Source organism: Mycolicibacterium septicum DSM 44393, from assembly GCF_000455325.1.
Lineage (GTDB): Bacteria > Actinomycetota > Actinomycetes > Mycobacteriales > Mycobacteriaceae > Mycobacterium > Mycobacterium septicum.
Genome location: NZ_HG322951.1, coordinates 2,782,739 through 2,794,531 on the forward strand (window position 1 = coordinate 2,782,739; position 11,793 = coordinate 2,794,531).

An 11,793-nucleotide genomic window follows, 5' to 3' on the forward strand; every position below is an offset into this window, starting at 1 on the left:
CTGCGACAACATCGCAGAGGCTTCACATTTGGTGCTCCGAACGGCTATGTGTGCTGTGGGCTCTGCGCCTTCTTGTACAGCGACTTGAGCAGCAGGTCACGGAAGGTGTGGTTGTCCAACGCCTTCAGGCCCGCGCCCGCGACCGCGGGATACCCGGCGAGCTTGTTGAAGAAGCGGCCGCGCCGGTATTCACGACCCCACGCCGCGCGCATCCGCTGCTCGTAGTTGGTGAAGTCGTCGGGCCCGCCGTTGGTGAGCGCGGCGATCGCGCACTCGCCTGCGGTCAAACCGGATTCGAGCGCCTTGGAGATACCCGCACCGGACACCGGCTTGCCCGCACCAAGCGAGTCGCCTGCGAACAGCACGCCCGGACGCCACGGCGGCCATGCCGTGAAGCCCATCGGCAATCGCCAGGCCCGCACGCTCTTGTTCTTCTTGAGTTCCTCGATCGGCGGCAGTTCCCATTCGGCCGGCAGGGTCCGCATGAAGTCGCCGAGGAACTGGGTGGCGTTGATCGACTGCCAGTTCTTGTAGCTGTTCACGTAGCCCAGGCCGATGTTGAACCGGCCCCCGCCCATCGGGAAGATCCAGCCGTACCCGGGCAGCTGATCGCCCTGGAACATCAGCTTGAGGTAGATCTCGAAGGCATCGCTGTCGGGGCGGTTGGCGTGCATCTCGGACCGGATGGCGATGGCCGAGTAGCCGTTGTACTCCGAGTCGATCTTCAGCGCGCGCTTGATGGGGGAGTAGGCGCCGTCGGCCGCGATGACCGCGTCGCCGTAGACCTTCTCACCACTCTTGAGCACCACGCCGACCACGCGGCCCTTGGCGTCGAACTCGGGTCCGGCGACCTCGGCGCCCTGGCGCACCTCGGCACCGGCCGATTCGGAGTGCTTGAGCAGCAGTGTGTCCAGTTCGGTCCGGCTCACCGTGTGGCCGTGGTCGGGCATGCCAGGACGCCGCGGGAAGGACAGATCCCACTCGCTGGGGCTGTACACGGTCACCTTGTTGACCCGATGGAACTTCGAGACCTCGTCGGACAGGCCCATCTTCTGCAGGTAGCTCACCGCGCGGGCGGTCAGCCCGTCACCGCAGGGCTTGTCGCGGGGGAACTCTGCCTTGTCCAGGACCAACACCTTGGCGCCGGTCTGAGCGGCCTGCCACGCCGCGGCGGACCCCGACGGGCCGCCACCTGCTATGACCAGGTCGTATCGCTGCGTCATGAGCCTCGTCTCATCGGTTGACTGTGGCTGCGATAGTACCCAAGCGAGGTGTCGATGGCTTGACGGGCGAACGCCCGGGTCAAACGGTACAACCGCGTGTTGTGAGGCGGTCTGGGCAGGTCAGCGCTATCAGGGCGGGTACAGTGATCGCGTGCGGCGAACGTCGAGATCACATTCCAGCGATAGCCCGGGCGTCAAGGTTGATGCCCGTAGCGAGCGCTGGCGTGAGCACCGAAAGAAGGTGCGGTCGGAAATCGTCGACGCCTCGTTCCGGGCGATCGACCGGTTGGGCCCCGAGGTCAGCCTGCGGGAGATCGCCGAAGAGGCCGGTACGGCCAAGCCGAAGATCTACCGTCACTTCGCCGACAAGTCAGATCTCTTCCAGGCGATCGGCGAGCGGCTGCGCGACATGCTGTGGTCGGCGATCTTCCCGGTGATCAACCTCGGAGCCGATCCGGCCCGGGAAGTCATCCGCCGCAGCGTCGAACAGTACGTACTGCTGGTCGACGAACACCCCAACGTGCTGCGGTTCCTTATTCAGGGCCGGTTCGCCGAACAGAGCGAATCGACCATGCGCGCACTCAACGAGGGCCGCGGCATCACCCTGGCGATGGCCGACATGTTCTCGAACGAACTGCGCGAGATGGAGCTGGACGGGGCCGCGATCGAACTGGCGGCGTTCGCCACCTTCGGTGCGTGCGCGTCGGCCACGGACTGGTGGCTGGGCACCGAAGAGGACAGCCCGCGCCGGATGCCGGCCGAGGAGTTCGTCAACCACCTGACCACGATCATGGTCGGCTCCATCAACGGCACCTGTGAATTGCTCGGCATCTGGATCGACCCGGATCTGCCGCTTCACGAGGGTGTCCAGCGTCGCCAGCACGCCAGCTGATCATCTCGTTGACAGTCGGGTCCCAGGTCCGGAGACTGGGAAATATCCGGTACCGCCGTTCCCAGAAAAGGACCTGAGCTATGACGGCTGCCCAACCCTCGCCGCAGGGTCAGCAACCAATCCACACCCGCGCCCTGATCATCGGCAGCGGGTTCTCGGGGATGGGGATGGCGATCGAGCTGCAACGCCGCGGCGTCGATTTCCTCATCCTGGAGAAGGCCGACGAGTTCGGCGGGACGTGGCGCGACAACACCTACCCGGGGTGTGCCTGCGACATCCCGTCGCACATGTACTCGTTCTCCTTCGAGCCGAAGGCCGACTGGAGCCACATGTGGTCATTCCAGCCCGAGATCCAGGACTACCTGCTGGGCGTGGCCGCCAAGTACGGGCTGCGCCGCTACACCCGGTTCAACACCCATGTGGACCGCGCACACTGGGACGACCAGGAGCTGCGCTGGCACGTGTTCAGCGACACCGGCCAGGAATTCATCGCCCAGTTCCTGGTCTCGGGCGCCGGCGGCCTGCACATCCCGCAGATTCCCGACATCGAGGGGCGCGAGGAATTCACCGGTGCGACTTTCCATTCCGCGGAGTGGGACCACAGCGTCGATCTCACCGGTAAGCGGGTCGCGGTGATCGGCACCGGTGCCAGTGCGATCCAGATCGTGCCCGAGATCGTCCGGGACGTCGCCGAGCTGCACCTCTACCAGCGCACCCCGGCGTGGGTCATGCCGCGAGTGAACAACAAGTTCCCGCAATGGATCCGGCGCACGTTCAGCTATGTGCCCGGGACCCGGGCGGCGATGCGCGCCGCTATCTACTGGATCCACGAGGGCGTCGGCTTCGCCATGACGCAGCAGCCGCGGCTGCTCAAGATCGGCGAGGCGATGGGCCGCTACAACATCAACCGCAGCATCAAAGACCCCGAGCTGCGCCGCAAACTCACACCGAGCTACCGCGCCGGGTGCAAGCGAATCCTCAACTCCGACACCTACTACCGCGGGATCGCCAACCCCAAGACCCAGGTGATCACCGAGTCCATCGCCCGGATGACACCCACCGGCATCGTCACCGCCGACGGCGTCGAGCACCCTGTCGACGTCGTGGTGTTCGCCACCGGTTTCCACGTCACCGACTCCTATACCTACGTCGACATCAAGGGTGCCGGCGGTGAGGACCTGGTGGACCGCTGGAACCGCGAGGGGATGTCCGCCCACCGCGGCGTGGCGGTCGCGGGAATGCCCAATCTGTTCTTCCTGCTCGGGCCCAACACCGCCCTGGGGCACAACTCGGTGGTGTTCATGATCGAGCAGCAGATCCGCTACGTGGGTCAGGCGGTCGCCGCCGTCGACAAGGCCGGGGCCGAGGCGCTCTCACCCAACCCCACCGCCCAGGCGGAGTTCAATGCCGAGCTGCAGCACGATCTGGCGCACACGGTGTTCAACACCGGAGGTTGCCGGAGCTGGTACATGGACGCCCACGGCGTCAACCGCACCCTGTGGAGCGGTATGACCTGGCAGTACTGGCTGGCAACGCGCAAGCTGGACCCGGCGGAGTTCGATTTCATCCATGAGGCGAGCGACACGAAAACACAAGGTGTTGCGGTCCCCGCGGGTCAGTAACCCCAGGGGTAGTGTCATGGGTGCTGTTCGGCAAACAAAAAGACCTGGTGAAAAGGGGTTCCGGTGAGCGAAGGCATGAAGCTGATCGACCGTGTCTCAGCGATCAACTGGAACCGGCTCCAGGATGAGAAGGATGCCGAGGTCTGGGATCGGCTCACCGGCAATTTCTGGTTGCCGGAGAAGGTGCCGGTGTCCAACGACATCCCGTCGTGGGGCACGCTCACCGCGCACGAGAAGCAGCTGACCATGCGGGTGTTCACCGGTCTGACGCTGCTGGACACCATCCAGGGCACCGTCGGCGCGGTCAGCCTGATCCCCGATGCGCTCACCCCGCACGAGGAAGCCGTCTACACCAACATCGCCTTCATGGAGTCGGTGCACGCTCGCAGTTACTCCAACATCTTCTCGACGCTGTGCTCGACGGCCGAGATCGACGATGCGTTCCGCTGGTCGGAGGAGAACCCGAACCTGCAGCGCAAGGCCGAGATCGTCATGCGGTACTACAAGGGTGACGAGCCGCTCAAGCGCAAGGTGGCCTCCACGCTGCTGGAGAGCTTCCTGTTCTACTCGGGCTTCTACCTGCCGATGTACTGGAGCAGCCGGGCCAAGCTGACCAACACCGCCGACATGATCCGGCTGATCATCCGCGACGAAGCCGTGCACGGTTACTACATCGGCTACAAGTACCAGCGCGGGCTGGCCCTGATCGACGAGGAAAAGCGTACGGAGCTCAAGGATTACACCTACGAGCTGCTCTTCGAGCTGTACGACAACGAGGTCGAGTACACCCAGGATCTCTACGACGAGGTCGGGCTGACCGAGGACGTCAAGAAGTTCCTGCGCTACAACGCCAACAAGGCGCTGATGAACCTCGGCTACGAGGCGTTGTTCCCCAAGGACGAGACCGACGTGAACCCGGCGATCCTGTCGGCGCTCTCGCCGAATGCCGACGAGAACCACGACTTCTTCTCGGGCTCGGGGTCCTCGTATGTCATCGGCAAGGCCGTCAACACCGAAGACGAGGACTGGGACTTCTAGCTAGTTGGCGTACGGGTTGCGCCCCTCCCCGGTATTGAGCAGCAGTGGGTTGTTCACATCGAGAGCATGGCTGCCGCCCGGGCTGAGGACGAACCCCGCTCCGTCAAAGGAATTGCTGCACACCGTCACCGTGCCGTCGGTCCCGCACGTCACATCGCGGAAGCTGATCCGTGATCCGGGCAGCAGCCGGTTCGGCAGCTTGTCGAAGACGAACAGCGGCCGATTGTCGCTGACGAACGTGGGCAACCCCCGTTGTCCGCCCGTGACCGCGTTGGCCCCATCCGGGGCCGCCGGCAGTGGGCCGCTGCAACCGTAATTGCCCGACCCGCGGCTGATGGCGCATGCGATGTCGCCGGGCACCGCAAATGCGTAGTACTCGCCGTTCTGCATCGCGAAATCCGACGGCTTCACCGGCGTCAGCGCGTTGAGATTGAGCGGCGGTGGGGGCGGAGGCGGCGGCGGGTCCGCGGCAGCCAGGCCGGGGACACCAAGGCCGGCGCCGACCGCGGCGCTCACCAGGGCCACCAGCATCATTGTGCGCATCACGTCACCATAAGGCGTCACAACCTGGCACGCAGTACTGCCCGCCCGCAAAGTGCCTGCCCCGGTGACCGCGGGTTTCGGCCGCTCCTTCAGCGTTCGCCCAGTGAGCTGACAGCTGGCGCTGATAGGAAATTGAGCTGATGCACCAGCTCATTTCGCAGATCTCGCTGATACACGGCTGGTTCCCCGTCGTCGTGCAGCTGATCGCCGCGCTGCTGCTGGGAACCGCCGTGGGCTGGCGTTCGCCGCGCTGGCGCTTCCGGATATTGCCGGCGCTGGTGGCCGCGGCGGCGGTGCTGGCGGGCGTGACCTACTGGTACATCGACTCGATCGGGGTGGCCGGCAACGCCGGCCCACCGGAGTTGTGGGTCTGGATCGCGCTGACCGCGCTGGCCGTCGGTGTGGCGCTCCTGGGATGGCTGAGTGCCCGGTGGTGGCGGCGCAGTGCGTCGGTGGCGGCGATCGGGGTCTGCGGGCTGGCTTGTGTCCTGACACTCAACATGTGGGTCGGTTATTTCCCGACCGTGGACGCCATGTGGAAGCAGCTCACGTCGAGCCCGCTGCCGGGGCAGACGGACCGGTTGACCGTGACCAAGATGCAGCTGGCCCACTTCCGGCCGCCGAGCGGTGTTCTGGTCCCGGTGACCATCGATTCGACGGCGTCCGGCTTCGCGCACCGTGGTGAACTCGTCTACTTGCCACCGGCGTGGTTCGCCAGCAATCCGCCGCCGCAGCTTCCCGCGGTGATGATGATCGGTTCGCAACTGAACACCCCGGCCGACTGGCTGCGGGCGGGCAACGTGCTGGGCATCATCGACGGATTCGCGGCCACCCATGACGGCAATGCGCCGGTGTTCGTGTTCGTCGATGCCACCGGTTCGTTCACCAACGACACCGAGTGCGTCAACGGGACCCGGGGCAACGCCGCCGACCACCTCACCAAAGACGTTGTTCCGTATCTGATCTCGAACTACGGTGTGCGCGCCGACCGCGACGGGTGGGGGATAGCGGGTTGGTCGATGGGCGGCACCTGCGCGGTGGACCTGACCCTGATGCACCCGGATATGTTCCGGTCGTTCATCGACATCGCCGGTGATCTGCGACCGAACACGGGAGACAAGACGCAGACGATCAACCGGCTCTTCGGCGGGGACACCGACGCGTGGGCGGCCTACGATCCGGTCACCATCCTGCGTCGTCACGGTCCGTACTCCGATGTCACAGCGTGGTTCGAGGTGCCCGTTTCCCGGCGTGGGGGAACCACTCACGATCCCACTGCGAATCCCGAGTCCCAGGATGTCGCGGCCACCACACTGTGCAACGCGGCCCGGACCGATGCGATCGCTTGCTCGGTGCAAACGGCGCCGGGCCGGCATGACTGGGCATTCGCCGCCAACGCCTTTGGCGCCGCACTACCGTGGCTGGCCGGTCAGCTCAACACGCCCGGCGTGGAAGAGACCGACCTGCCCCCGTCGACGGTGGGGCAGCAACCCACCAACGTCCAGGCTGCGCCGCGCTAGATCGACCGGGCTCGGCGAAACTAGCGGCCCCGCGCCGGCTGAGCAGCCGTGGACGCCGACGAGGACGGCAGCGTCGACGGACGCTCGATGATCGTCGAATTGGGCCCGCCCACCCGGTAACTGGCGCCGCGGTGCTCGTCGGCGAGACGGTCGCCGTGGCCCAGCAGCTTGTTGCGCAGGCTGCCCGGTGCGTACGTCGACTGGTACGCGCCGCGCTCGGTGAGGACCGGGACGACGTGCTCGATGAACTCCGCGAAGGATCCGGGCGTGATCGCATAGGCCAGGTTGAAGCCGTCGACGTCGGTCTCCTCGACCCATTCCTGCAGGGTGTCGGCGACGTGCACGCCGGACCCGACGATGCGCGGTCCCATGCCGCCGATCTCACCCCACTCGGCGATGTCGCGCACGTTCCACTCGCCGCCCTTGTCCGAGGCGGACTGAAAGGCCTTGACCGCGGACAGGATCGCGTTGGAATCGACGTTGCCGATCGGCTCGTCGAGGCCGTAGCGGGCCAGGTCCACGCCCATCCAGCCGGACATGAACACCAGTGCGCCCTCGGGATCTCCGTAGGCCAGGTACTCGGCATGCCTGGCGTGGGCTTCTTCGTCGGTTTCGCCGGTGATGATGGTGGTGAGGTTGAAGATCTTGGCCGCGTACGGATCCCGGCCCGCCAACTCGAGTTCTGCCCGGATCGTGGAAACCGTCTCGCGTAGAAGAGCTTTGGTGGGCGCCGCGGTGAAGATCGCCTCGGCGTTCTCGGCGGCGAATCGCACCCCGCGCGGTGAGGAACCGGCCTGGTAGATGACCGGGGTGCGCTGCAGCGACGGTTCGGCCAGATGTACCCCCGGGACGCTGAAATGTGTACCGGCATGGCCGATATGGTGCACCTTGGCCGGGTCGGTGAAGACCCCGCGCTCGGCGTCACGCACCACCGCGTCGTCTTCCCAGGAGCCTTCCCACAGCTTGTAGAGCACCTCGAGGTACTCGTCGGCATGGTCGTAGCGCGCGTCGTGTGCCGGCTGGTCGGTCTGGCCCATGTTGCGCGCGGCGGCAGGCAGATACCCGGTGACCACGTTCCAGCCCACGCGGCCGTTGGTCAGGTGATCGAGGGTCGACATGCGTCGGGCGAACGGATAAGGATGCTCGAATCCGGTTCCGGTGGTGATCCCGAACCCCAGGTTCTCGGTCACCAATGCCATCGCCGACACCAACAGCATCGGGTCGCCCACCGGGATCTGTGCGGCCTGGCGGATCGCCGCCTCGTCGCTGGCCCCGTACACGTCGTAGGTGCCCAGCACGTCGGCGATGAACAAGCCGTCAAAACGACCGCGTTCCAACAACTTCGCCAGCTCGGTCCAGTAGGTGATGTCTTTGTAGCGCCAGGACTGGTCTTCGGGATGGCGCCACAAGCCGGGCGATTGGTGGGCGACGCAGTTCATGTCAAAGGCGTTGAAACGGATCACGCGGGTCACTGCGCCAAGAATGCCGGGACGCGGGGAAACGGTCACCCGTTGCGCTCAGCCGGATTGTTTTGGCGGTGAACCACGAATGAATGGCCACACAACTGTCGGCGCGTCCAGTGGTGGGTTTGCCGGGCAGCCGCGAAACTTAGCCGGGTGTCAACAAAGTCGCTGCTGATCTCGGTCCTGAACTGGCTACGTGCCGGCTACCCGGAAGGGGTCCCTGGCACCGATCGCGTTCCGCTGCTCGCATTGCTCCGGGCCACACCGCTCACCGAGGAGCAGGTGGCCGAGGTGGTGCGCAATATCGCCGAGGCCTCGGCACCGGCCGACATCGACGATCCGATCGACCGCGACGCCATCGCGGAATTCATCGCCGATGTCACCGACCACGACGCGGGTCCGGAGAACATTGCGCGGGTGGCGGCCAAACTGGCCGCAGCGGGCTGGCCGTTGGCCGGCGTCGAACTGCAGTCGGACGCGGGCCAGAACTCAGAGGCCGGATAACGAGTTACGCGGCGGATTGCGGTCACTATGTGACCGCAATCCGCCGCGTTGACGACTGGGATCTAGCCGCGCAGCGAAGCGGTGTCGATCACGAAGCGGTACCGCACATCACTGGCCAGCACACGCTCGTAGGCCTCGTTGATGTAATCGGGCTGGATGACCTCGATCTCAGGGGTCACGTTGTGCTCGGCGCAGAAGTCGAGCATCTCCTGGGTCTCGGGGATGCCACCGATCATCGAACCGGAGAGGCTGCGGCGCATGCCTGCCAGCGGGAACGGCGGCACCTCCATCGCGTGCTCGGGCATGCCCAGCTCCACCAGCGTGCCGTCGACGGCCAGCAGGCCCAGGTACGCGCCAAGGTCGAGATTGGCCGACACGGTGTTGAGAATCAGGTCGAACTTGCCGCGCAGCTTGCGGAAGGTGTCCGGGTCGCTGGTCGCGTAGTACTCGTCGGCGCCGAGTCGCAGGCCGTCTTCCATCTTCTTCAGCGACTGCGAGAGCACGGTGACATGCGCGCCCATCGCGTGCGCGAGCTTGACGCCCATGTGACCCAGGCCGCCCAGCCCGATCACGGCGACCTTCTTGTCCGGCCCGGCGTTCCAGTGGCGCAGCGGTGAAAACAGTGTGATGCCGGCGCACAGCAGGGGAGCTGCCGCGTCCAGCGGGATGCTGTCGGGGATGCGCAGGACGTAGTTCTCGTCGACGACGATGGCCCCGCTGTAGCCGCCGTAGGTGGGGGAGCCGTCTCGTTCGGTGGAGTTGTAGGTGCCGTGCATGCCGTAATCGCCGGTGCAGTACTGCTGCAGACCGGCCTTGCAGTTGTCGCATTCCCGACAGGAGTCGATGAAACAGCCGACCCCGACGTGGTCGCCGACCTTGTACTTGGTCACCTCCGAGCCCACCGCGGTGACGACACCGGCGATCTCATGACCGGCCACCACGGGGTAGTTGGGGGTGCCCCACTCGCCCTTCACGGTGTGGATGTCGGAATGGCAGATGCCGGCGAAGTGGATGTCGAAGGCCACGTCATGCGGGCCTACTTCACGGCGGGTGATGGTGGTCTTGGCCAGCGGTTCGGTCGCCGAGTTGGCGGCATAGGCATAAACAGTGCTCATCAAAGCCCTCTTTGTTCGTCGTCTGTGCGTGTCCCGGAAAAGATTAGTCCGGTTAACTGACTACTGCCTGAGATGGCAGTGCGTAGCGTGCAACGACGCAGGCGGCGGCAGTAATCCCGCTACCAGGTGTGACATATCTCCCGGCTCAATGCCGGCGCGGTCACAATCCGGGAGCGCGGAACGCCCCGTTGAAGGAGGTGCGCTCGCAGCGGATCAGCCCGGCCAGGGTGTAGGGATCGCGGGCGATGAGGTCCTCGACCTGCTCTTCGCTGAGGTCCCCGGTGACGAGCACCGCGCCGGTCGCCGATTCGAGACGGCCGGCCAACACGATGCGGCCCGCGGCCACTTCCTCCTCGAGCCACGCGATATGGGCGGGGCGGGTCTGGTCGACGACATCGATGGGCTGCACGTAAGTCGTGGTGAGGACGTGGAACATGCCAAGCAGACTACGGGTCGGATGAGCCGTTCTCGTTATGCCTGTCGATTTCGCGGTGGCTCCGCGAACGCAGGGCCGCGGCCGCATCGTCGGGGATGCCCAGGACGCGCATACAGGCATCCGCCACGTGGAACGGCATTTCGGAACGTTCCGGACCCGGCGGCATCGACCACACGTTGACCAACGATTCGACGAGCCGGAACGGGAGGTCGGCGGCCGCTTCGTGAACGCCGGTCCGCCGGCTCAGCGCGCGACTCACGGACAGATAGTGCAGCCGTAGCCGCTCCCGGTCCGACCAGAACGGTTCGAGCTTGGCCTCACGCAGTTCGGGCAGCAGATAGAGCGCACCGAGATTCCACCGGCCCGACATCAGTTGGGCGCCGTCGAACGCCGCCAAGGCGTGCAGATGTTCATCGGCGGTCAATGCCGGTTCGGTACCCAGCAGGCTCGGGATGAACTCGAGGGTCGGCGCCACAGTCTGCTCGAGCAGTGCGCACAGGATGTCGTCCTTGGTCTTGAAGTAGTGGTAGAGGGACGCCTGGCGCACGCCGACCGCTTCGGCGATCGCTCGCGTCGATGTTCCCGCGTAACCGGTTGCGGTGAACAATTCCCCTGCGGCGTCGAGGATTTCGTCACGAGCTGTGTGCCCCTGCCGGCGCTGGGCGTGTACCCGTGGTCTTCCTGCCATAGGGCCATGGTTGGCGCTTCGGCCGCGAAGGGCCAGCGCACGGGGTATCGGTCACTCGATAGAAACGCGCGACACGTGACGGTTACCGGGCCCGTCAATTCCTTTACACCTCATTAACACCTGTGACACCCAGCGACGCGGCCTCCGGTGAAAACTGTCGCTCGACAGGCTGCGGCACATGGTGGTGGCGCGGAATTGCCAAATCGCTTCTGGGAGGCCCACGATGGCTGAGGTCACGATCGACATGACCTTCCCCGCGGATCTCGGCGCAGATGACCCCGCGACTGACGACTCGGCGGTACGCGCCGAAGCAGCGGCACTCTCACCCCCACAGCCGGTTGCCGCCATCGACGACCTGCGCGTCACCTTTCGCCGCAACGGCCGCGACGTCCACGCGTTGCGCGGCGTCTCCCTTTCCATCGCCCCGGGGGAGATAGTCGGCCTGGTCGGTGAATCCGGTTCGGGCAAAACCGTTCTGGGCTTCACGATGCTCGGCCTGCTGCCCGAGAGCGCCAAGATCGGCGGGTCGGTCCGGGTGGCGGACTCCGACATGGTCAACGGCGGAACCAAGACGTTGCGCAAGGTGCGCCGCCTCGACCTCGGCGCGGTGTTCCAGGACCCGATGACCTCGCTCAACCCGACGATGCGGATCGGCAAGCAGGTGGCGGAGGCGGCCGGCAGCGAGCAAGAGGCGCTGCGACTGCTCACCGCGGTCGGCATCCCCGAACCCATGCGCCGGATGCGGGCCT

Annotated in this window: 12 protein-coding genes; 6 read left to right on the forward strand and 6 right to left on the reverse strand. The window is 65.7% G+C overall.

Annotation, left to right across the window (positions count from 1 at the left end):
- Positions 1-44: 44 nt before the first annotated feature.
- A complete protein-coding gene (locus TX88_RS13085; RefSeq protein ID WP_044517342.1) occupies positions 45-1,223 on the reverse strand; it encodes an NAD(P)/FAD-dependent oxidoreductase in 1,179 nt (392 codons plus the stop codon).
- 151 nt (positions 1,224-1,374) lie between these two features.
- Here TX88_RS13085 and TX88_RS13090 point away from each other — a divergent pair, with 151 nt between their 5' ends.
- From TX88_RS13090 to nrdF, 3 genes are all read left to right on the forward strand, one after another.
- A complete protein-coding gene (locus TX88_RS13090; protein ID WP_044517344.1) occupies positions 1,375-2,115 on the forward strand; it encodes a TetR/AcrR family transcriptional regulator in 741 nt (246 codons plus the stop codon).
- 80 nt (positions 2,116-2,195) lie between these two features.
- A complete protein-coding gene (locus TX88_RS13095; protein ID WP_044517346.1) occupies positions 2,196-3,737 on the forward strand; it encodes a flavin-containing monooxygenase in 1,542 nt (513 codons plus the stop codon).
- Between the two features lie 75 nt (positions 3,738-3,812).
- Positions 3,813-4,775, forward strand: a complete 963-nt coding sequence (gene nrdF, locus TX88_RS13100) for a class 1b ribonucleoside-diphosphate reductase subunit beta (RefSeq protein ID WP_044519368.1) — start codon at positions 3,813-3,815, stop codon at positions 4,773-4,775.
- On the opposite strand, the gene TX88_RS13105 is transcribed toward nrdF, so the two are convergent.
- Positions 4,776-5,318 (reverse strand): hypothetical protein, encoded by a 543-nt coding sequence (locus tag TX88_RS13105; RefSeq protein ID WP_044517348.1) that lies wholly within the window; start codon positions 5,316-5,318, stop codon positions 4,776-4,778. It abuts the gene before it with no gap.
- A 140-nt stretch (positions 5,319-5,458) separates the two neighbouring features.
- On the opposite strand from TX88_RS13105, the gene TX88_RS13110 reads away from it, so the two are divergent.
- Positions 5,459-6,838: an alpha/beta hydrolase gene (locus tag TX88_RS13110; RefSeq protein WP_044517350.1), complete on the forward strand. Its 1,380-nt coding sequence runs from the start codon at positions 5,459-5,461 to the stop codon at positions 6,836-6,838.
- Positions 6,839-6,858: 20 nt separating this feature from the next.
- On the opposite strand, the gene TX88_RS13115 is transcribed toward TX88_RS13110, so the two are convergent.
- Complete coding sequence (locus TX88_RS13115; RefSeq protein ID WP_044517352.1) at positions 6,859-8,310, reverse strand: LLM class flavin-dependent oxidoreductase; 1,452 nt, start codon at positions 8,308-8,310, stop codon at positions 6,859-6,861.
- Between the two features lie 144 nt (positions 8,311-8,454).
- On the opposite strand from TX88_RS13115, the gene TX88_RS13120 reads away from it, so the two are divergent.
- Complete coding sequence (locus TX88_RS13120; protein ID WP_044517354.1) at positions 8,455-8,805, forward strand: DUF3349 domain-containing protein; 351 nt, start codon at positions 8,455-8,457, stop codon at positions 8,803-8,805.
- Positions 8,806-8,867: 62 nt separating this feature from the next.
- On the opposite strand, the gene TX88_RS13125 is transcribed toward TX88_RS13120, so the two are convergent.
- The 3 genes from TX88_RS13125 to TX88_RS13135 form a co-directional block, all read right to left on the reverse strand.
- On the reverse strand, positions 8,868-9,920 hold the full coding sequence (locus tag TX88_RS13125; protein ID WP_044517357.1) for an NAD(P)-dependent alcohol dehydrogenase: 1,053 nt from the start codon (positions 9,918-9,920) through the stop codon (positions 8,868-8,870).
- Positions 9,921-10,080: 160 nt separating this feature from the next.
- Positions 10,081-10,356, reverse strand: coding sequence for a YciI family protein (locus TX88_RS13130; protein ID WP_044517359.1), 276 nt, complete (start codon positions 10,354-10,356; stop codon positions 10,081-10,083).
- A gap of 10 nt (positions 10,357-10,366) precedes the next feature.
- Positions 10,367-11,044 (reverse strand): TetR/AcrR family transcriptional regulator, encoded by a 678-nt coding sequence (locus tag TX88_RS13135; RefSeq protein WP_044517361.1) that lies wholly within the window; start codon positions 11,042-11,044, stop codon positions 10,367-10,369.
- A gap of 223 nt (positions 11,045-11,267) precedes the next feature.
- On the opposite strand from TX88_RS13135, the gene TX88_RS35125 reads away from it, so the two are divergent.
- A partial coding sequence (locus TX88_RS35125) for an ATP-binding cassette domain-containing protein (protein ID WP_244438417.1) occupies positions 11,268-11,793 on the forward strand: 526 nt, incomplete at its 3' end.

What these genes read in the sequence shown, in the direction of transcription:
- TX88_RS13105 (WP_044517348.1), bottom strand. Translation starts at nt 5,318, where the DNA reads ATGCGCACAATGATGCTGGTGGCCCTGGTGAGCGCCGCGGTCGGCGCC.
- TX88_RS13125 (WP_044517357.1), bottom strand. Translation starts at nt 9,920, where the DNA reads ATGAGCACTGTTTATGCCTATGCCGCCAACTCGGCGACCGAACCGCTG.
- TX88_RS13110 (WP_044517350.1), top strand. Translation starts at nt 5,459, where the DNA reads ATGCACCAGCTCATTTCGCAGATCTCGCTGATACACGGCTGGTTCCCC.
- TX88_RS13095 (WP_044517346.1), top strand. Translation starts at nt 2,196, where the DNA reads ATGACGGCTGCCCAACCCTCGCCGCAGGGTCAGCAACCAATCCACACC.
- TX88_RS13130 (WP_044517359.1), bottom strand. Translation starts at nt 10,356, where the DNA reads ATGTTCCACGTCCTCACCACGACTTACGTGCAGCCCATCGATGTCGTC.
- TX88_RS13135 (WP_044517361.1), bottom strand. Translation starts at nt 11,044, where the DNA reads ATGGCAGGAAGACCACGGGTACACGCCCAGCGCCGGCAGGGGCACACA.
- nrdF (WP_044519368.1), top strand. Translation starts at nt 3,813, where the DNA reads ATGAAGCTGATCGACCGTGTCTCAGCGATCAACTGGAACCGGCTCCAG.
- TX88_RS13085 (WP_044517342.1), bottom strand. Translation starts at nt 1,223, where the DNA reads ATGACGCAGCGATACGACCTGGTCATAGCAGGTGGCGGCCCGTCGGGG.